This window comes from Variovorax paradoxus, assembly GCF_030815855.1.
In the GTDB taxonomy this organism is placed as follows: domain Bacteria; phylum Pseudomonadota; class Gammaproteobacteria; order Burkholderiales; family Burkholderiaceae_C; genus Variovorax; species Variovorax paradoxus_M.
Genome location: NZ_JAUSXG010000001.1, coordinates 184,564 through 205,987, shown reverse-complemented (window position 1 = coordinate 205,987; position 21,424 = coordinate 184,564). Strand labels below are relative to the sequence as shown.

General features: G+C 62.0%; 13 protein-coding genes and 1 pseudogene. 3 read left to right on the top strand and 11 right to left on the bottom strand.

What is annotated here, in order from left to right; all coding sequences use genetic code 11:
* The first annotated feature begins 22 nt into the window (after positions 1 to 22).
* The gene (locus QFZ42_RS00915; protein WP_373423295.1) at positions 23 to 4,735 is read left to right on the top strand and encodes an RHS repeat-associated core domain-containing protein; all 4,713 of its coding nucleotides are present in this window, start codon (positions 23 to 25) and stop codon (positions 4,733 to 4,735) included.
* 8 nt (positions 4,736 to 4,743) lie between these two features.
* Complete coding sequence (locus QFZ42_RS00910; RefSeq protein WP_307699142.1) at positions 4,744 to 5,151, top strand: hypothetical protein; 408 nt, start codon at positions 4,744 to 4,746, stop codon at positions 5,149 to 5,151.
* Here the strand turns inward: QFZ42_RS00910 and QFZ42_RS00905 are convergent.
* From QFZ42_RS00905 to QFZ42_RS00885, 5 genes are all read right to left on the bottom strand, one after another.
* A complete protein-coding gene (locus tag QFZ42_RS00905) occupies positions 5,123 to 5,503 on the bottom strand; it encodes a plasmid pRiA4b ORF-3 family protein (RefSeq protein WP_307699141.1) in 381 nt (126 codons plus the stop codon). The two genes, QFZ42_RS00910 and QFZ42_RS00905, sit on opposite strands and share 29 nt — an antisense overlap.
* 253 nt (positions 5,504 to 5,756) lie before the next feature.
* Positions 5,757 to 6,008, bottom strand: coding sequence for a helix-turn-helix transcriptional regulator (locus QFZ42_RS00900; protein ID WP_307699140.1), 252 nt, complete (start codon positions 6,006 to 6,008; stop codon positions 5,757 to 5,759).
* Between the two features lie 352 nt (positions 6,009 to 6,360).
* Complete coding sequence (locus QFZ42_RS00895; RefSeq protein ID WP_307699139.1) at positions 6,361 to 7,467, bottom strand: relaxase/mobilization nuclease domain-containing protein; 1,107 nt, start codon at positions 7,465 to 7,467, stop codon at positions 6,361 to 6,363.
* A complete protein-coding gene (locus QFZ42_RS00890) occupies positions 7,460 to 8,041 on the bottom strand; it encodes a hypothetical protein (protein WP_307699138.1) in 582 nt (193 codons plus the stop codon). The genes QFZ42_RS00895 and QFZ42_RS00890 overlap by 8 nt, the downstream gene beginning before the upstream one ends.
* A 520-nt stretch (positions 8,042 to 8,561) precedes the next feature.
* A complete protein-coding gene (locus tag QFZ42_RS00885) occupies positions 8,562 to 9,134 on the bottom strand; it encodes a helix-turn-helix domain-containing protein (RefSeq protein ID WP_307699137.1) in 573 nt (190 codons plus the stop codon).
* A 117-nt stretch (positions 9,135 to 9,251) separates the two neighbouring features.
* Between QFZ42_RS00885 and QFZ42_RS00880 the strand changes: the two genes are divergently transcribed.
* Entirely contained in the window at positions 9,252 to 9,605 is a 354-nt protein-coding gene (locus QFZ42_RS00880) for a helix-turn-helix domain-containing protein (protein WP_307699136.1), read from the top strand.
* Positions 9,606 to 9,981: 376 nt separating this feature from the next.
* On the opposite strand, the gene QFZ42_RS00875 is transcribed toward QFZ42_RS00880, so the two are convergent.
* From QFZ42_RS00875 to QFZ42_RS00850, 6 genes and pseudogenes are all read right to left on the bottom strand, one after another.
* Positions 9,982 to 10,182, bottom strand: coding sequence for a hypothetical protein (locus QFZ42_RS00875; RefSeq protein ID WP_307699135.1), 201 nt, complete (start codon positions 10,180 to 10,182; stop codon positions 9,982 to 9,984).
* A gap of 887 nt (positions 10,183 to 11,069) precedes the next feature.
* Positions 11,070 to 11,421, bottom strand: a pseudogene (gene ligD, locus QFZ42_RS00870) (non-homologous end-joining DNA ligase LigD); the annotation flags it as partial.
* A 95-nt stretch (positions 11,422 to 11,516) separates the two neighbouring features.
* On the bottom strand, positions 11,517 to 12,065 hold the full coding sequence (locus QFZ42_RS00865) for a hypothetical protein (RefSeq protein WP_307699134.1): 549 nt from the start codon (positions 12,063 to 12,065) through the stop codon (positions 11,517 to 11,519).
* Complete coding sequence (locus QFZ42_RS00860) at positions 12,059 to 16,090, bottom strand: RHS repeat-associated core domain-containing protein (RefSeq protein ID WP_307699133.1); 4,032 nt, start codon at positions 16,088 to 16,090, stop codon at positions 12,059 to 12,061. The genes QFZ42_RS00865 and QFZ42_RS00860 overlap by 7 nt, the downstream gene beginning before the upstream one ends.
* 766 nt (positions 16,091 to 16,856) lie before the next feature.
* Positions 16,857 to 17,360, bottom strand: a complete 504-nt coding sequence (locus QFZ42_RS00855) for a hypothetical protein (RefSeq protein WP_307699132.1) — start codon at positions 17,358 to 17,360, stop codon at positions 16,857 to 16,859.
* A complete protein-coding gene (locus QFZ42_RS00850; protein WP_307704137.1) occupies positions 17,357 to 21,244 on the bottom strand; it encodes an RHS repeat-associated core domain-containing protein in 3,888 nt (1,295 codons plus the stop codon). The genes QFZ42_RS00855 and QFZ42_RS00850 overlap by 4 nt, the downstream gene beginning before the upstream one ends.
* Between the last annotated feature and the right edge of the window lie 180 nt (positions 21,245 to 21,424).

The window sequence follows — 21,424 nt, the reverse complement described above, 5'->3', positions numbered from 1 at the left end:
CCGCTCAAGAAATGCTTGCCTCATGGCCCACGAAGAGATGGTCATCGAGGTTGAGATACACAAACGAGAAAGCATGAGGGAGAGTGCGATGAGGGAGGAGAAAAGGCTGCGATGTCCGATTCGGTCCGCTCTACTTTGGCCGCGGATTTCGGCGCATCAGGATCAGTGGCTGAGAGGTCCGACTGGCAGAAGGTCGGACAATTTTCTGGGTTGGCCGTTCTTCGATACTGAGCTCACAGCCCTCTTCCGTCTGGGTCTTGCGTTGCTGTTGTTGTGCCTAGCCCATGCAGCCGGTGCGACGATTTGGTCAACCCCCGTTAAGAAATGGGCAGGGACTTCACCCATAAGTCACTACGCGAGCGATGTGTTTCGGTACACCAGAGAGGAAGCCTGCGCGGACACTCTTGTGCTCTATCAACAGTTTTACAGCACATACCCCGCAACCGTTACCAGTTCCGGCCCTCCGGTTGATTCCAATTGCCCCTTCCATTACGTTTGGAAAGATGGCTCGACTTCGGACGCCCTTGCTGCCTTGCGTGTCGCCTATGACAAGGTGTGCCCGGCCGACAGTACGCTGACCGGTAGCGGCAATTGTCTGTGCAGCCGAAGTTTTCAGGAAGATTCGACACAGTCTTTTTGCCTTCGGCCCGAGCAACCACCCATGTGTCAGCGTCCGCCGGACGGTGTCCTCAATGGCGCTCCTATTCTTCCTGCTACCGCAGAGAAATACCGCACCGAAACTGATTGGTCCGACGCTGGTCCCGATGCTCTGTCCTTCACGCGCACCTACCGAAGCAGTTGGGCGAGTGATTTGACCCGGGCCAGTAACCCGCTCGGTCAGGTCTGGTGGCACAACTTCAGTGCCAAGCTGGTCGCCGTGCCCAGCACAGCCCCCTCAGTCGTAGCCATCACCACCGGCGAAGGCTATGTGCGGACCTTTGGCAAGTCTGTTGGTGCCACCTTCTGGAGTGCCAGCAATGGTGCCGACACCCTGGCGCAACTCTCCTCTGGCAGCTGGACCTACCACCGCGTCGATGACGACGCCACGCTCAGCTTCGACGCCTCCGGCAAACTGCAGACCGAAGTGGATCGCAACGGCTGGGTCACTGCGTACACCTACAACGGTGCTGGCCAACTGGCCTCCGTCACGAACGGTTTCGGACGCACCCTCGCGCTCACATACAACGGCGCAGGCCAGCTGACCGCCATCACGACCCCGGATGCGCGGGTCATCGCCTACGCCTACGATGGGTCCGGCCGCTTGGCCTCAGTCCTGTACCCCGACGGCAAGGGCCGCAATTTCGTCTACGAGAACACCTCGTTTCCTCAGGCACTGACCGGCATCTTCGATGAAGCCTCCGTTCGCTGGGGGACGTTCGCATACGACAGTACGGGCCGCGCGATCAGCACTCAGCTCGCGGGCTCCGTTGACAGCTATCAAGTCAGCTATCCGTCTTCAAACTCGGCTGCGGTGGTCGATCCCCTGGGCACGAGCCGTAGCTACAACTACGGCACCACGCTGGGCAAGCTCGCGGTTACCGGAGGCTCTCTGCCCTCGGGTGGAGGTAAGAGCGATGCCGCCAGTCGTGTACAGGATGCCAACGGCCTGATCACTTCGGAGACCGACTTCAAGGGCGTGGTCACCACAACGACCTGGGACGTTGCCCGCCGCCTGCCCACATCAGTCACACGCGCCTCCGGCACCCCCGAAGCCCAGACCGTGACCACCCAGTGGCACCCGACCTTCTCACTGCCATCGTTGGTGACTGAGACAGGCCGCACCACCGTCTACACCTACGGCGCCCTCGGCAATGTCCTGACCCGCACGGTCACCGACACGGCGACCAACCAAGCTCAGCTCTGGCAATGGACCTACAACGCCCAGCAGCTCGTGGCCACCGCCACCGAGCCCAACGGCGCGGTCACCAGCTACACCTACGACCCCCGCGGCAACGTCCTGACCTCGATCAACGCCCTGAGCCACGTCACCAGCTACACCTACGACAACGCCAACCGCGTCGCGAGCTCGACGGCCCCCAATGGCCTCGTCATCACCTACACCTACGACTCGCGCGACCGCCTCTTGACCCAGACCGTCGGCGGCCAGACCACCACGCTCACCTACAAGCCCTACAGCACGGTCGAGACGGTGTCCTTGCCCACGGGCCTGGTCCTCACCTACAGCTACGACGCCGCCCACCGCCTCATCGGCTGGAGCAACAACCGCGGCGAGAGCGGCAGCTACACCCTGGACGGCATGGGCAACCGCACCGCCGAGCAGATCAAGGACAGCGCCGGCAACGTCGCCTGGAACGCCGCGCGCACCATCAACGCCATCAACCGCCTCAGCGCCCAGACCGAAGGCCCCAACCAGGCCAGTTCCTTCGGCTACGACGCCAACGGCGAGCTGACCCGCAGCACCAACGGCCTGAACCAGAGCACCCAGTACGGCCTGGACGGCCTGCGCCGCGTCAAGGCCGTGATCGATGCGGCCAACGCCACCGCCACCCTCAAGTACAACGCCCTGGACGCCGTCACCGAAGCCAAGGACTTCAAGGGCGTGGCCACCACCTACGCGCGCGATGCCCAAGGCAACGCCACGGCCGAGAGCAGCGCCGACACCGGCGGCGCCAGCACCCAGTACGACGCCCTGGGCCTGCCCAACCAGATCACCGACGCCCTCGGCCAGGCCACCACCATCACCCGCGATGCCCTGGGCCGTCCCACCAACTTGGTCTTCGCCGACGGCAAGACCACCACCCTGCGCTACGACCTGAGCGCGAACAGCAAGGGCTACCTCTCCGAGATCGTCGATCGCAGCGGCACCACCGAGTACACGCGAGACGGCTTCGGCCGCGTGACCCTCAAGAAGCAGACCCTCGCGAACGGCAGCGTGCAGCAGGTCAGCTACAGCTACAACCCGAACGGCACCCTGGCGAGCATCGGCTACCCGAACAACGGCGGCCTGCTCACCCACAGCTACGACGCCACCGGCCGCCTCACGGCCCTGAGCCTGAACGGCAACCCGCTGGTCACCGGCATCGCCTGGAACCCGCTGGGCCAGCCCACCGCCTGGACCTGGGCCTTCGCGAGCCCGAGCCTGGCGGCCAGCCGCAGCTACGACACCGCGGGCCGGATGACCGCCACCGAGTTCAGCAGCTATGTCTACGACGCCGCAGGCCGCATCACCAGCCTGACGCAGACCCTCTACGCACCCGGCGACACCGACCCCACCCACAGCACCATCGGCGCCAGCGACATCACCTGGACCGTGGGCTACAACGCCGTGGGCCGCATCACCGGCTTCAACGCCACCGGCAGCACCGCCGGCTTCGGCTACGACGCCAACGGCAACCGAAGCAGTAGCACGCGGGTGCTCAACGGCCAGAGCACCAGCCGTACCTACACCGTGGGCGCTGCGAGCAACCGGCTCACGGGCTTCTCCCAGATCATGAGCGGCTCTAGCAGCACCAGCGTCACCTACGGCTACAACGCCAACGGCGACCTCGTGAGCGACGGCCTCAGGAGCTACACCTACGACGCCGAGGGCCGCCTGGTGGCTTCCACCACCGGCGCCACCGACGTGAGCCCGACCACGCGCTACGCGCACAACGCACTGGGCCAGCGCGTCTTCAAGACCGAGCCGCTGTACCCACCGGGCCCCGGCGATGAAGCCGACCCGGGCTTCATGCAGAGCCTGATCGCGTTCTTCACCAGATTGTGGAGCCCGGCAACCAACCAAGCCGAGCAGCTGGGCTATGCCTACGTCTACGACGAGAACGGCACGCTGATCTCGGAGGCCGGCAGCGGCGGGGCCAACAGTGCGGGCCAGGCCAGCTACATCTACCTGCCGACGGCGAACGGGCCGATGCCGATTGCAGCGGTGATCAATGGCGCGACCTATGCGGTGCACAGCGACCACCTGAACACGCCGCGCAAACTCAGCAACGTGGACGGCCAGCCCGTCTGGCAGTGGAGCTACAGCGCGTTCGGGGAGGACAAGCCGACCACCGCGAAGAACCGGTTCGCGAACCTCGACACGACACCCAACCCGGGCACCACCAGCGTCTCCGAGGTGAAGTTCAATCTGCGGTATCCAGGGCAGTACGCGGATGAGGAGAGTGGGCTGTTCTACAACTACTTCAGGAGCTACGACGCGAGGACCGGGCGCTACAGCCAGCCGGATCCCATCGGGCTTCGAGGAGGTTGGAACAGGTTTGCGTATGTCAGTGGCGACCCCCTTGGCTTTAGCGATCCGTCCGGTCTGGACCGCTGGGGCAGCTATGGCTATGGGCGATACCTTCCTGCAACAAACCCGGCACCCTCCTTCTGGGAAAGGCTCAATTTCCCCGAGACACCAGAGCAGCGGGCGCTCGGGGAAAAAATCGCAATGGGATTTTGTGGCAGTACGCTTGGTGCTGCAAAGGCCGGAAACTTGATCTATCGATCGGCATCCGGTACTCCCGCCAGCATGACTCCTCGCCCAGTGGACCTGAAGGGGCTGTCTGCGGCTAACAGTGTTGAGAATGCCCTCGCAGGAAAGAACCAGATCATTGACGCCTCCAAGCTGCAAAATCTTTGTGCAGTCTGTGACAACGCGGCCACGGGCCACGTTTCCATTGCTCCCAAGGACATGAGCCAGATGCCGGGTTGGGTCAATAGCCGAGGTGGAGCGGACATACATCCGTTAACCCAAGAGCTGATGGACGCCGTGACTGGCGTCTTCAAGAAATAAGGAATTGCATGAAGACGCTTATGGTTGAGACCTTGTGGCTCCGTGTACACGCCGCTCTGTCAGCGTTCTCGGGGAAGGTTGCGATGATCGACCCCTCGTTGATCTCTGATATTGGGCGCACCAAGAACGATGCGTTTGCGCTTAGAGCGTATTTGGCCCTTCGGCGAAGTGCCGGTAACGAAGAGGTCGCCATCACGGTGGACGTCCAAAGCGATAAAAAGCGGATGACGATTGAATCGGATGCTTGCAAAGATGACGGTACGGTGTTGGCCGTAGGGCCTTCCGCAGAGATTCAACTGTCCGGGGACGATCAAATTGCTCAGCATGCCCTTGACCGTTGGGCACGCGAATTCGATCAGTTCCTATCGGCTACCGAGACAGAGATCGTCACCGCCGCCGCTCGATTGGAAAATTGAGGTGCCGGCCTACCCAGGTCCACATGTCTTCGTCCTGCGCGTGCGTCGGATTGTGCAGAGCTTCAAGGAAGTCCATGCAGCCCGGCGGGCCGCTGACGTCCTCGGACGGACATGCGTTCTCGCCATCGATGCACATCGGCCACGTATTCTTTCCTTCGACGCCGACCAGACGCTGCTCGACCGCGATCGTGTGATCCCAGCCGCCTCCGAAGTCATAGCTGTAGCTGAACTGCTGCAGGGTCTGCCCGAGCACGTCGCCCACGGTGTAGCGGCGCTCGTTGAGCATGTCTGCCTCGGGCCATCGCGGGTCTGGCGTGCCGTAGCGTTTGGTCTTTGCGACCTTCAACGCCATCGTGCTCTACAACCCAGAAGCTGGCTCGGTCCGACGCGTGTCTACCGACGGCGCTAGCGTCGAGGTTATCGATACGCTCTGACACAGCAGCGACGGTTGCGTGTGGCTCGTGACGGCAGGAAACGGCTGCAGCGGTCGTTCGACTGCCGAAGCTGGCCAGCTGCAACCCGTCTAGCCCGGACGTAGCCACTGGATCTCCGACCGCCCGGTAGAAGTCAACCAGCCAAGACGTGGCCAGGTTCCAATACTTAAATCAGCTGGTTCGGGAAGCGTCCGAGTACCCCTCCGGATCATCGATCCAGTGCTGAAGTGCCCCACGCGGCCATCCACAGGCGCGTCCGCCTAAATGCACAGGAGGAGGAAACTTGCCTCCAGCAATCCTGCGATACAAGGTGGCGCGGCTCAGTGCGGTGATGCGTATCACGTCGGCCATGCGAAAAAACGCGGGGCCCGTCGCGGTCGGCAGATCAACATGGCGGTGATTGGCATGGGGTTCAAATTGCATGACAACTCCTTGAAGTTGGGTCGGGCCCTCAAGTAGCGGCTTGCGTACCGACGGTGAATTTCTGACTTGAAGACCCCCGACAAAAGCAGAACGGCACCGGAACCAGAGCAGCGCTGCCATCGGACTGGCCCCGGCAATTGCGGCCTAACCCAGCGCCCCCTAGACCCTTCTTTCGCATGGATTTTTTTGCGCCGAGCGTGCGACGACTCACAGCTTCTGACAACTGGCAGTTTTGACAGGAGGCAACGCCCTGGCCCGGGCACATTCACTACCAGGCTCAGACGACCACACCATCACGGTATCAATGCGGGCAACCCTGCAGAAGGTCACTGAAACGAGGACGATTCCACCATCATCGGACACGTGGCCCAGACGAGTTGGCATGGGCGCGCTCCGGCGCCCGACTTCTCTCTGTGTCCTTCCACCGATCCGCCATTCGCTGCGCATCTGTCTGCACAGCCGGCATGCGCGCGAGGAAGCGCTCCACCCGGTCGGCCAACTCGGCCTGGCCCTGACTTCGAAGCGCATCCGCAATTGCGTGCCAGCCCGCTACCACCTCCTGCCGCGTGCGCTGCATGGTCTCTTTGCCGGCATCCAGGGTGCCTCGCTTTGTCTGTAAGGCCTGGAGCACGCTCTCCAGCTTGGCTCGCATGAAGGTCGAGGTCTTCGGCGGCCGATGCCCGGTCCGGTCGCTCAGGGGCAGCTGGTCGAATGCCCGAAGCGCGCGCAGCCGATGATGGATCGCGTCCCTGTAGGGCTTGCGGGTCTGCCCTCGCACTTGGCGCGGTGTGGCATTGGCCGCCACGCCCTGCTCTCGCATCAGTGCGGCGAACTGCTCACGCCACTGCCGCAGCGTGTCCTTGCGGATGTAGAGGCGCTTGTCAGGCTCGAACTCGTGCTCGCACTTGACCACCAGATGCACATGCGGGTGCGGCTGATCGGTGTGCAGCACCATGGCGTAGCGATATTGCAGCGCGAAGTTCTCGCGTGCAAAGACGCGCGCAGCAGCCAGTACCTTTTCCGGTGGCGTGCTGGCGGGCATGGACAAGACGATGTTGTGGACCAACTTCGCACGCGTATCTTTCTGCCCCTGAGCGGGTCTCGGCTTGTACTGGCTTCTACAAAGCTCAAGCTGCCAGTCGGCCGTGATCTCCTTGGCTGCACCCCGGCCCTGCTGCGCCAACCCCTCGTCGGTTTCCAACTCCAGCTTGCCATGCCGGCCGATGTAGCGCAGATGGGCCTCCACGCCGCCGATGTCCCGTGCTCCGCCGGAGACCTTCACCATCACCTCGGGCGTGCGGCCCACCGTGCGCTGGATTTGCGCGATCTGGTCGGCGCCGAAGCGGAGCTGACCGCCCGGTCCTCGCCGGCCGTAGCTCACGATGTCCAGCGTCATGTCGCGCGGCGCATCGGTAAAGCCGCGGCTGCTTCGGCCCCAGCGCACCGTCTGTTCAGGCATGGCGGCTCCCTTTGCCGGTCTCCCAACTGATGAGGTTGCGGCGCACGATGGCGGCCGTGACTTCGCGTGCCTCCTCGACTTCACGCCGGACCAGCGCGACCGCTTCGCCGAGGTCCGGTGCCACCGGCTCCGGCAGAGTGTTCGGCATGCCGAACATTCGAAGCTGCCGTCCCAGCGCGGCCAATCGAGCTCCGGTCGCTTTGATCTGGTCCAGTTCGTTCGGCGGCAGCACGGCCGCGTCACGCACATGGTTGTGGATCAGCAGGGCCAGGTAGCTGCCTGTCTTCATTCCACGGGCACGGGCTCGTCCGGTCGCCAGCGCTCGATCGCCCTTGCGAAGCCGCAGCGTGATCCGATCCGCCTCGCGAATGCCGCTTTCCGTTTCGCGCAGGGAGCGCCGTCCATCCGAGCCCAGCGAGATCTCACCGTTGGTCCTGAGGACCTCGTCGACCATCTTCGCAAGCAGAGTCGACGCATTGAGATGATGCCGCGCCGCCAGCGCGGCGAAGTGCGCCTTCGTATCGGACGGCACCCGAGTAGCTATCACGCGGCTCGATCGAAAGGTCTTGGTCATTGCAACGCCGTTGCAGTAAACAATGTCTGACGTCAGTCTATCCTGCCCTCATAGCCACACAAGGACTTTGCCCTCGGAATTTCAGCGTCGAACCCCCTCCCCGTTTCGCCGCTCCCGAAGCGTTGCGGTCGATCGACTGCTCGACGGCCACCATCAATGTTCGGCATGCCGAACATTGCGGAGGTGGACGGAACGATCCCGCCCTCGTAGCCGCACAAAAACTTTGCCCCGAAGTTTCGATGTCGTCCTGCAATCGCCGCGCCCAAGCTACCGAAACCGAAAATTCATTCCGATCGCAGAGCAAGCCCACCCGGCCGCTGCATGAATTTCCTCACGGCTCCATCAAGCAGAAGACCTCCGCTGTTGCTGCCGTTCGAGACCTTCTCCGTGTTCGGCATGCCGAACACCGAGAGAAAGCTACGGACGGAGAGGTGAATTCGGCACGCAGCGAAATCGCGGGGGAACCATCGAATGGGCATCCGCATCGCCCGCGCTGCGCGGCAAGGCCCCCAAGAACGGCCTACTCTCGCAGCGTGAACACCACTGACAGGTAAGAGACCGGCTGGGTCTGGATGGCCTCAATCCCATGCAGTGCGATCGCATCGAACAGCAGCGAGTCCCCTGCCCTCACCTCCACAGTCCTGCCGCCATAGCGGTAGCTGACCTCCCCGGACAGGAAGTACAGGAACTTGAGGCCCGGATGCTGGAAGGTCACGTAGGGATCGGCGCCGGGCAGCAGCGTGACCAGATAGGGCTCGACGAACAGATTGCCCGACAGCAGGTGACCCAGCAGCTCGTAGCGGTAGTCCGCCACGGCGCCGATCCGATCGACCAAGACACCATGTCCTGCACGCACATGGCAAAAGTCAGTGCGCCGCGCCTGATCACTGAAGAAGCGTGAGGTCGGCACATGCAGGCCCTGCGCGAGTCGCTCCAAGGTCTCCACCGAAGGCGAGACCAACCCGCGCTCAATGCGAGAAAGCATCGAGGCAGAAATCCCCGAGATCTTGGCCAGTTCGCCGCCAGACACCTCGGCCGCCATGCGCAGCGCCCTCACCTGCGCGCCGATGCGAGCCGCAGACAGGCTGCGCACGACAGGTGCGGGCTGCCGCGGCTGGACACGCGTCACCGAAACCGGCAGCCGCAGAGGTCGAGCCGTTGGTAGAGGCGATGCGACGTGTCTGCGAGTCATACGGCCACGAAGCTGCGCTTGAGCTCGAAAACCCGTCTGGAGGCGGCGCAGTACATATGGAGAGAAGGCCTGTATGTGGAAGATCGTCCGTGGTGCGATCGTACACGAGGCGAGAACATTTTGTCTATGCCAATTGCCTCGCCCAAACACGCGCTCGACCCAGCGCTGTTGGCGCTGGGTACTGCCATCAAGGCATTACGCAAAGCGCACGGAATCTCGCAAGAAGAGCTCGCGCATCGCAGTCACATCGATCGCTCTTACATGAGCAGCATCGAAAGAGGGATGCAAAACCCTGGCGTGATGACCGTTGTTCAGATTGCCGCAGGCATTGGCGTTTCCGTGACCGAGTTAGCGACCAAGGCGCGGCTCTAGACACGAGGGCTGTTGGATTCCCTGGACTTCTGACCCTCGGCGGTGCGGATAAAACTTGGACCGGTTTTATTCGCGAGCCCGAGACTTTGTCGATAGCGTTTCGCGCCTTGCAGGGCGGACGAGCGTTCCATGGAGGCTCTACCGGCCAGCCCTAAGGTCGAGGCTGTCGATATCAGCGAGGACCCGCAGCACCGTTTCGACGTGCGAACGTCGAAGTCGTCGCGATCAGGCCCTTCGTGCGTGCGATCCAGTCGGCGAAGCTCAACGGACACGAGCCACACGCGTATCTCACTTCATGCGAGGGGAGGCCGACGAAGATACCCCCTTGCCTTCAACCAGACCCGCCACATAACGTAAAGGGCCATGACGGCTTCTCCTATTTGGACGCGGGCGAGTTTCCACTCGCTTGGCTCGGAGCTGAGGCATCGCTTGCGGGCACGTTGCCTGGCCCCTTCGATGGATCGCTGATGCCAAAGAAGAAAAGCACCCCAACAACAATGACCGCGATGACGACCAGCAAGGTCCACATCAGGCGGCGCCCGATGTCGCCTTGCTTATGCTCTTGCTTGGGTGCCATGGTGTTCCTCTCTCTTAGCCGACTGGGTCGACAGCTTCATCGTTGCCATTGGCGCGAGCGCCGATGCGTACGTCGGTTGCGTAGCTTTCGAGCGCTCGCACACCTGCGTACAGTGCGTCTAGCCACATGTCAAAAGACTCGTCGATCGACTCGAGCTCGTTCCATTGACTGGCGTCGTCTTCCTCCAACAGCACCCAGAAGAAATGCCCCGGGTCTGGGTCGTCCCATGCGCGGGCCGCGGACCGTGCTTCAAATCAGAAGACGCCGAATACCTTCAGCAGGATGATTACGCCAATCGGTACGCCACACAGCCAGAGAATGATGCTTTTCATGGAATTCTCCTGTTCATTGGAATGGCCACCTTAGCGAGCGCTATGCTGGCGCCGAGACGGAGAAGGACGAACGCCGGGGTAGGGCAAGGGCCCACCGGGCCGCGCAGCGGGGCTGGGATATATCGCCCAGATACCCGGCGGCACGCTGTGCGTCTGCCGGAGCTCGACAGGCCGGCACGAGAGCACCAGCCGAAAGCCTGATATGCGCAAACCCGACAAGGGCGGCGTGCGGGTCGCTGCCTCCATCGGGGACCGGCCCAGAACACTCGTAAAGCCCCTGTTGGGCAGGAGCGCCATTCCGCCTCACTTGCCCCGATGCCTTCATGTCGCACTTCGCCTTGCAGATGCCTGCGGTCATCGAGCGATTCACGGGAACCCTCGTCAAGTGGTGCTGGACACCATTCACCCGCTCGAAGACGCTCGAGGCGCCCTCGAGCGTCTCGCCAGCGGGCATGCACGCGGGATGCTGGTCCTGCGGGCCTAAATTGCAACGCAGCCGTGTATCGGACCTGAAGTCGCAGTCCGACGCTCAGAGAAGCGCCTTTCATCGAATGATCACCCCTTCTTTTTCCTGAACCCAAGCACCTTCATCGGCCCGCCCCTGCCGAGCGTCTGCCTGGCTTTCCAGTAGGTTTCCCACGGGTCACTGGTCTGAAATGACAGATGCTCGCGCGCAGTGGCGATCGTCCATTGCGCACCGCGTTTCAGCGCGGCAACGTCGTCCCAGCTGACAGGCGGAAACGCCGAGGCCCGGCCGGGCGCGCGCAGAGAACGGAGCCGCGGTGGTCGCGCCGTGCCCGTTGCGCAGGTAGTCCACAAACAGCTTGCCGAGCCGATTAGCCGGACCGCTCTTGGCGACGAACCGCGAAGGTATGGCCCGCGCGAGATGCTGAGCCGCAACTTCAGATGAGATCGAACGGCATCTGGAGACGATCCACCGTTGATAGCTGGAATCAGTTCGCATCTCGGCCGGATGAATGCATCAACGCGAAATTTTCACACCTAAGTGCATGCCGAAGGCAGTTTATGATTTGGAGGACCACCCGGCTTTTTTGTTAATGCAGCTTTCGCTTTGTCCGATTTTGTTGACCCAAAGCCAAATTCCCGTTCTGACACATACGCCGCCGAAGTCCCCTCAATCGGAATCGAGAATCCAAGCAACCCATGTGAATCTGAGAAAAAGAACTGAACCTCCCTGTCATTTTGAAGGCTAACTATTTTGCTTGCCTCCAGGCATACGCCAAGCGCTCTAATTGGCGAAGCATCTACGAGCCTATAAACAAATCCGCCGTAATTCCATTCAGCTTGATTTGCAGATCGATGCTTGGGAATTGAGAAATTAAACCAATCGCTTCTGACACAGTGAAATTGTTGTTCATTGCAGAATCTCGCCTCAACAGCACGGTCTCCAGAAGCGACAAGAGGCGGATCTGTTTGAATGGTGATGATAGGTCTTTGTGTTAAGAGGCTGCTGTATTCGAACGATTCAGCCCAAGCAGACTGAGCTAACAACCCAAGAATAAAAAAAACATATCTGCGAGTTTTCAACATTCACATTCCCCTCTCCAAAATTGTTCAGCCCACTTATCCGCATCGATCTCGGCCGGCACTGTGGACGATGGTCGAACTTCATCGCCCCGGCGAGATAGTCGGAAATTTTGACCCATCATGTGACGGAACTCATGTGCAAAGACATTGCCTTGAGAAGGATTGATGTCACGGCCGATGTTGAAGAAGCTCTTGTTGAATTGCGTTGATTGGGTGCCATGAGTTCCAAGGGCATACGTGCCCCTGGAGCGCCGCAGTGGATCCTCTATGTTGGGATCGATGTAGACGCGCCAGCGATCAAACTTTTCCAGTAAATTGGGGCAAGTCTTCGCGAGTTTTTCCCTCATTGCGTTATTCGCATCGATGAGGTCTTTGTACTTGCGGACTGATGCCATCTTCTCAGCGAACGTCTCTCCTGGCAGCGAAATCACTGCCAGACCGAACGGATCAAAGTTATTGAGGGCATTGCCTTCAACATACCCGAACCGATTCCACCCTCCACCGAGCCCGATCGGATCCGGCTGGCTGTACCGCCCCGTCCTCGCGTCATAGCTCCTGAAGTAGTTGTAGAACAGCCCACTCTCCTCGTCCGCATACTGCCCCGGATAGCGCAGGTTGAACTTCACCTCCGAGAGGCTCGTGGTGCCCGGGTTGGGTGTGATGTCGAGGTTGGCAAACCGGTTCTTCGCAATCGTCGGCTTGTCCTCTCCGAACGCGCTGTAGCTCCACTGCCAGACCGCCTGCCCGTCTGAGTTCGTGAGCTTGCGTGGCGTGTTCAGGTGATCGCTGTGCACCGCATAGGTGGCGCCGTTGATCACCGCCGCCACCGGCATCGGCCCGTTCGCCGTGGGCAGGTAGATGTAGCTGGCCTGGCCCGCGCTGTTCGCGCCCCCGCTGCCCGCCTCCGAGATCAGGGTGCCGTTCTCGTCGTAGACATAGGCATAGCCCAGCTGCTCGGCCTGGTTGGCTGTCGGGTTCCACAGCTTCGTGAAGAACGCGATCAGGCTCTGCATGAAGCCCGGGTCGGCTTCATCTCCTTGGCCCGGCGGGTACAGCGGCTCGGTCTTGAACACCCGCTGCCCCAGCGCGTTGTGCGCGTAGCGCGTGGTCGGGCTCACGTCGGTGGCGCCGGTGGTGGCCGCGGCCAGGCGCCCCTCGGCGTCGTAGGTGTAGCTCCTGAGGCCGTCGCTCACGAGGTCGCCGTTGGCGTTGTAGCCGTAGGTGACGCTGGTGCTGCTGGCGCCGTTGATGCTCTGGGTGAAGCCGGTGAGCTGGTTGCTGGTGGCGCCCACGGTGTAGCTGCGGCTGGTGCTTTGGGTTCCGAGCACCCGGGTGCTGCTCGATCGGTTGCCGTTGGCGTCGTAGCCGAAGCCGGCGGTGCTGCCGGTGGCGTTGAAGCCGGTGATGCGGCCCACGGCGTTGTAGCCCACGGTCCAGGTGATGTCGCTGGCGCCGATGGTGCTGTGGGTGGGGTCGGTGTCGCCGGGTGCGTAGAGGGTCTGCGTCAGGCTGGTGATGCGGCCTGCGGCGTCGTAGACATAGCTGCTGAACTCGGTGGCGGTCATCCGGCCCGCGGTGTCGTAGCTGCGGCTGGCCGCCAGGCTCGGGCTCGCGAAGGCCCAGGTCCAGGCGGTGGGCTGGCCCAGCGGGTTCCAGGCGATGCCGGTGACCAGCGGGTTGCCGTTCAGGCTCAGGGCCGTGAGGCGGCCGGTGGCGTCGTAGCTGTGGGTGAGCAGGCCGCCGTTGTTCGGGTAGCCGATGCTCGCCAGGGTGCCGTTCGGGTTGTAGCTGTAGCTGACCTGCTGCACGCTGCCGTTCGCGAGGGTCTGCTTCTTGAGGGTCACGCGGCCGAAGCCGTCTCGCGTGTACTCGGTGGTGCCGCTGCGATCGACGATCTCGGAGAGGTAGCCCTTGCTGTTCGCGCTCAGGTCGTAGCGCAGGGTGGTGGTCTTGCCGTCGGCGAAGACCAAGTTGGTGGGACGGCCCAGGGCATCGCGGGTGATGGTGGTGGCCTGGCCGAGGGCGTCGGTGATCTGGTTGGGCAGGCCCAGGGCGTCGTACTGGGTGCTGGCGCCGCCGGTGTCGGCGCTGCTCTCGGCCGTGGCGTTGCCTTGGGCATCGCGCGCGTAGGTGGTGGCCACGCCCTTGAAGTCCTTGGCTTCGGTGACGGCGTCCAGGGCGTTGTACTTGAGGGTGGCGAAGACGTTGGAGTTTGGATTGAGGACACTCACAAGCCGGCCCAGGCCGTCTCGACCATAGTTGGTGTCTTGGTTCAAACCATTTCGTCTACGCGTGAGGTTCCCGTTGGCGTCGTACATCAAATTGACGCTTTGATTCGCCCCCACCGTCTCAGTGTCGAGGCGGTTGATGCTGTTGATCGTGCGCACAACCTGCCATGCCACGGTGCTGCCCCCCCTGCTGATTTGTTCGCTTGTGCGATTGCCCATGCCGTCAAGGGTGTAACTGGCACTTTCGCCGCGATTGTTGTTCCAGCCAGTAAGCCGATGTGCCGCGTCGTAGGTGTAGGTCAGGGCAAAGCCATTGGGGAACGAGGCCGTTTCGAGGAGACCTGTCGGCTTGTAGGTCATGGTCGTGGTCTGGCCGCCCACGGTCTGCGTCAGGAGTCGGTCACGAGCGTCATAGGTGTAAGCCGTGACCACGCCGTTGGGCGCGGTGGCGCTCACCAAGCGGCTGGCACTGTCGTAGCCGTACTGAGTGACGTGGCCCAGCGCGTTGGTCGACTGAATGACGTTGCCAAGGGTGTCATAGCTATAGCTCGTGACAGCGCCATTGGGCTCGGTTTCGGAGGCGACCAAGCTCTGCGGCGTGTACGTCCATTGCCACGTTTTCACCGTATTGGGTGAGGCGCTGGTGTCGGTGACGACGCGTGAGAGGACGTTGCCCAAGGTGTCATAGGTGTAGGCCGTGGTGCGCCCGGCCTCCGACACGAGCATTGGCAATGCAAAAGTTGCGTGCCACTGCGTGGTGACCGTTTGGGCATTCGGCGTGTCCGCAATACGTGTGACAGAAGTTGGCAGGCGCCGGACCACGTCCCAAGTCGTGGTCGTGTTCACATAGTTGAAGTCGGTTTCTTTGGTGATCAGACCATTGGCATCCTGTGTGCGCGAGCGCGCATCGGAACCGCTTTCACCCGAAAGCGCTGAGCTGCTGATTACGGCCAGCCTGCCCTGCGTGGCGCTGTAGCCGTAGTTGCGGCTGATACCGAGGGGGTCGACAACTGTGGCGTAGCCCGGTGACGAATAACTCACCTGATACTGATCAGCCCCTCCCGCGAGTTGCGTATTGACGGCGCGTCCGCTGCTGTCATACGCGATGGTTGCATATCGCTGCCCGGCTTCATCCAAGATACCGGTCAGCGCCCAAGGGAAGGCGGCATCTTCATAGAGATACGTCCTGTTCCTACCATCCGGGTAGATGGCAGTGAACAAGCGTCCCAATCCGTCGTAGGTGTAAGCCACCGCGCGACCCTCAGAGGTGGTGACCGTCGCGAGTTTGCCCTCGCTATAAGCGAACGCCAGACTGCGACCGAACGTGTTGGAGACGGTGGCAACTTGACCGGATCCGTTGTAGGTATAGCTGATAGTCCGACCGTTACGCTGCACCAAGGTTTGTAGGGCGCCGGTACCGTCGAAGTTGTAAGTGCTGTCATCGTCAGCCCGATGCCAACTCCAGCCGCCGCCCGTTTGAGTCAAGGTGTCGGCACTGTTGCCCGGAGACCAGTTCGACGTTCCGCTGATCAAGGAGAAACTGCGGACGTACCCTTCTGGCAGGGCGATATCCACGCCGAGCGGACCGGTCGTCGGTGATGCCTTGAGTACAGTGTTGTAGTTGTGGGTCCAGGCCTGCCCCATGCTGCTGGAAACTCGTGAAGCGTCGCCGGCCCAGCTACTTCGATAAATACGAGTAAATGAAAGCGACGCGGGGCCGTTGATCGTCAAGTCGGCCTCAGTCAAGGATTCCTCACCGGTCGCGGGAAAGATGGGCTTGCCTGCCGCTACACCTGCCATGCACATGTTGGCAGGCGGTTGCGGGGTAGCTGCTTTGCAGGAGGTGTTGGTTCCGTCTTGCTGGAAGGGAAAGGTGCACTGGCAACTATCTCCGGCCGACGTGCTTGTGCTATTCCCGGGACAGTAGTTCGCGTGCCAAGCGACGTAGTCGGGGTATATGTTCAATCCTACAACATGCGTTCGGCATAGCACGGCCGTTTTGGCTTCGGGGTCAGCGCCGTAGAAAATGATTTGAAGTTCTACCGGTCCCCAGGATGCATAGGTTGACCGCGCCAACTCAAGGGCGCCATCGCAAGCTTCCTGATAGGTCGCCTCCATTTTGCGAGGCCGAACGTCCTCCGCGTACCAGCCTGAAAGCATCGGCACCGCTGCATACGATTGCGCAGCAACCGTCAGCAGTGCGCATGCGATCAGACGCAAAGCATGCCTCGCCGCGGTCTGACATCTCCGAGCAAGCGCACACACTGACCACTCAGCCATAGCTTCCCCCCACCGCGCGAAGGCGTGTTGATTTGGGAGTGAATCTACCTGTTACAACGGTGTTGGGTCAACACAAACCGGCCTGAGGCCGAATCGTTCGCATCCTCCTCCCGTGCAAGTCCAGCTCACCGGCAAATGAACGCTAATATTTTGATCGGTCTTGGCGTCGCTTAAAAAAACTACGTAATCGCTAAACGGTTCGGCTGCTTACGCATGCAGTCGACACATTCGCGATGTTGTATCGCGTTCCTGTACGTCGAAGTGATCCGAGTTGAACTTCTGGAACTCAGAGCATGGAGCTAACAGCGGCCTTCGAAACGGGGGGATCCACAGCCAGCCAAGACATGTCTGCATCGTCGCCAAGATGAGCCAAATCGCGCCGCGCTAGCTCTCTATTACCAACGTGGGCCGCGCAATACGCTCTCAAGAGATACGCGGAATCGAGGTACCAGTGCTCATGCGAAGACTCGCAAATCTCCACGCATCGGGTTAAGTGCTGGATTGCCTGCTGGTGAAGGCCTAGTTCCAGCATGTACTGGCCTGCAAAAAAATGCACGCTATCAATGCCATCATTATGGACAGCCGTGCGTCGCAACACCTGCGCCGCCTCATCGATTTGCCCCGCTTCATACAAGAGCCGGGCTTTTTCCACCTCGAAATGAGGCACGTATTCAGGGGCGGCCTGAGCAATCTCGTTTTCGATGATTGCAATGGCTTGCACTACATCGAGCTTTCGGACGCTACGCTCCAGCTGTTCCAGTGCTTTGTGTAGTCCTACGTCTTTAGTCATCCAAAACCTCCACATCGAGCGGGCATACAACTGCGCATACAGGTCCCGAAAGATCCACCGAAAACTGTCGGGAGATTCGGGTCAGTTCGTGCTCTCGTGCACATGGCTGTGCAGCCGGCACGCTCAGCAGTGCAGTCATTGAAGCAAAGCTGGTTTTCGTTAGAACCTGAGGGTTCAGGTGGGAACAGACGGTCGATGGCATCAGGCCGCGAACCGGGGACCGCATCGGTATGCGGCGCCGTACTGGGCCAAGGGATGCCGCCAGGCGCCGAACTACGGGATGCAGGAAGGGCTGCAAGTAAACCCTTCGAATCAACGTACGTCAAGGGATTCCCTGAGACATACCCAAACCGATTCCACCCGCCATCCAGCCCGATCGGATCCGGCTGGCTGTACCGCCCCGTCCTCGCGTCATAGCTCCTGAAGTAGTTGTAGAAGAGTCCCGACTCTTCATCCGCATACTGCCCCGGATACCTCAGGTTGAACTTCACCTCGGAGATGTTCGTTGTGCCCGGGTTCGGTGTGGTCTCCAGGTTCGCGAACCGGTTCTTCGCAATCGTCGGCTTGTCCTCCCCGAACGCGCTGTAGCTCCACTGCCAGACAGGCTGGCCGTCCGCATTGCTGAGCTTGCGCGGCGTGTTCAGGTGGTCGCTGTGCACCGCATAGATGTCGCCGTTGATCACCGCTGCGATCGGCATCGGCCCGGTCACCGTCGGCAGGTAGATGTAGCTGACCTGCCCCGCACTGTTGGCCCCGCCGCTGCCGGCCTCCGAGATCAGCGTGCCGTTCTCGTCGTAGACGTACGCATAGCCCAGCTGCTCGGCTTGGTTGGTTGCCGGGCTCCACAATCTGGTGAAGAACGCGATCAGGCTCTGCATGAAGCCCGGGTCGGCTTCATCGCCGGGGCCCGGTGGGTACAGCGGCTCGGTCTTGAAGACGCGCTGGCCCAGTGCGTTGTGCGCGTAGCGCGTGGTCGGGCTCACGTCGGTGGCGCCGGTGGTGGAAGCCACCAGGCGGCCCTCGGCGTCGTAGGTGTAGCTCCTGAGGCCGTCGCTCACGAGGTCGCCGTTGGCGTTGTAGCCGTAGGTGACGCTGGTGCTGCTAGAGCCGCTCATGATCTGGGAGAAGCCCGTGAGCCGGTTGCTCGCAGCGCCCACGGTGTAGGTACGGCTGGTGCTCTGGCCGTTGAGCACCCGCGTGCTACTGCTTCGGTTGCCGTTGGCGTCGTAGCCGAAGCCGGCGGTGCTGCCGGTGGCGTTGAAGCCGGTGATGCGGCCCACAGTGTTGTAGCCCACGATCCAGGTGATGGCAACGGCGCCGATGGTGCTGTGGGTGGGGTCCGTGTCGCCCGGCGCGTAGAGGGTCTGCGTCAGGCTGGTGATGCGGCCGGCGGCGTCGTAGACGTAGCTGCTGAACTCCGTGCTGGTCATGCGGCCCGCGGTGTCGTAGCTGCGGCTGGCTGCGAGACTGGGGGAAGCAAAGGCCCAGGTCCACACGGTGGGCTGTCCCAGCGGATTCCAGGCGATGCCGGTGACCAGCGGATTGCCGTTCAGGCTCAGGCCCGTGAGGCGGCCGGTGGCGTCGTAGCTGTGGGTGAGCAGCCCGCCATTGTTCGGGTAGCCGATGCTCGCCAGGGTGCCGTTCGGGTTGTAGCTGTAGCTGACCTGCTGCACGCTGCCGTTGGCCAGGGTCTGCTTCTTGAGGGTGACCCGGCCGAAGGTGTCTCGCGTGTACTCGGTGGTGCCGCTGCGATCGACGATCTCGGAGAGGTAGCCCTTGCTGTTCGCGCTCAGGTCGTAGCGCAGGGTGGTGGTCTTGCCGTCGGCGAAGACCAAGTTGGTGGGACGGCCCAGGGCATCGCGGGTGATGGTGGTGGCCTGGCCGAGGGCGTCGGTGATCTGGTTGGGCAGGCCCAGGGCGTCGTACTGGGTGCTGGCGCCGCCGGTGTCGGCGCTGCTCTCGGCCGTGGCGTTGCCTTGGGCGTCGCGCGCGTAGGTGGTGGCCACGCCCTTGAAGTCCTTGGCTTCGGTGACGGCATCGAGGGCGTTGTACTGAAGGGTGGCGGCAGCGCCCGCAGCGTTGGTGATGGATTTGATCCTGCGCAGGCCGTCCAACCCATACTGCGTGCTCTGGTTGAGACCGTTGGTCGCGCGTATGAGTTCGCCGTTGGTGTCGTAGCTGAAATAGCCGCTCTGGTTGGGGCCTTCGGTTCTGGCAGTTGGCCGGTTGATGTTGTTGATGGTGCGAACGGCGTTCCAGGCGACATTGCCGGCGCTGTCCTTGATCTGCTCGGCGGTGCGGTTGCCCATGCCGTCCAGGGTGTAGAGCCCGCTCTCGCCGCGGTTGTTGCTCCAGCCGGTGAGGCGGTGGGCGGCGTCGTAGCTGTAGGTGAGGACCAAGCCGGTGGGCAGCGTGATCGATTCAACGCTGCCGTAGGGCTTGTAGGTTAGGACCGTGGTCTGACCGCCGACGGTCTGGGTCAGCAGGCGGTCGCGTGGGTCGTAGGTGTAGCTGGTGGCCAGGCCGTTGGGGCCCGTTGAGCTCGCGACGCGGTTGGCCTCGTCGTAGGTGTAGCTGGTGACGTGCCCGAGGGCGTTGGTGGCCGTGAGGACGTTGCCTCGGGGGTCGTAGGTGTAGCTGGCGACGGCGCCGTTAGGCTCGGTGGCGGTGGCCACGAGCTGCTGGGCGTTGTAGGCCCATTGCCAGAGCTGGGCCGTATTGCTGGTGGTGTCGGTGACTGTCTTGGTCAACATGTTGCCCAAGGTGTCGTAAGTGTAGGCGGTCGTGCGGCCGGCCTCGGTCACCAGCGCGGGCAGCGAGAAGGTCGGGTGCCACTGGGTGGTCACCGTCTGGGCTTCGGGGGTGCCGGAGGCTCGGGTGACTGAGGTGGGCAAGCGGCGGGCCACGTCCCAAGAGGTCGTCGTGATGATGCCCTTGAAGTCCGTCTCTGACGTAATCAGGCCATTGGCGTCCTGAACTCGGGTCGCGGCGTCATGTCCACCGGTACCTGAAGGCAGGGAACCCGATGCGACCGAGAGTTGGCCCTTGACGGTGCTGTAGCTGTACGTGCGCGACGTCCCCAAGGGATCGACGACAGTCGTAACGCTCGCCTGGTAGTTGACCTGGTGGCTGTCCGCACCGCTGGCCAGCACCGAACTGGTGGCTCGCCCTTTGGCGTCATAGCCAAAAGTTCCCCAGCGAGCGCCAGTTTCATCGAGGATGCCTGTCAGGGCCTGGCCGTATGTGGCGTTCTCGTAGAGAAAGGTGCGGGCCTTGCCGTCGGAATAGGTGACTGAAGAGAGTCGACCCGCGCCGTCGTATGCGTAGCCTATCGTCCGGCCATCCGGCGTGCCGACGGAACTGAGGCGGCCAGCAACGTAGGTGAAGACAAGGGTACGGCCAAAAGCATTGGTGACGCTGGCGATCTGGCCAGATCCGTTGTACGTGTAGCTGTGCATCCACCCGTTGGAGGCGACTGTCGTTTGCAGTTGGCCGTTGGCGGCAAAGTTGTAGGTGGTGTCGCCGTCCGCGCGGCGCCAGACCCAGGCGCCGTCGGCGGCCTGCGTCAGGGTATCGGCACTGTCGCTGGCGCTCCACCCTGCACTGGTAGAAGGCCGCGAGAAGGTGCGTGCATGGCCTTCGGGCAAGGTGATGGCGACCGTCAGCGGCGCGGCGACGGGGATAGCGCTCAGACCAACGCTGTAGCTATGAGCCCAGACTTGGCCCAGACTGGAACTCAGCCGCGCGTCGTCGGTAACCCAGTTGCTACGGTACGTCCGCGTGAAGGACAAGGCATCGGGGCCTTGGTCGATCCAATCGGTCTCGCTACGGTATTTTTCAGCGGTCGCGGGCAAGATGGGATTGCCTGCCGATGCCCCCTTCATACACATGTTGGGAGGCTGCGATGCCGGCACCGGTTTGCAAGAAGTATGAGTTTCGTCCTCCACGAATCCTGGGAGATTGCATTGGCAACCCCAGCCGGACACAAAGGTACTGGTCAGAGCGGGGCACCACTCACGTGCCACCCGAAATCCGATGCCACCAACCCAGATCAATCCATCAGA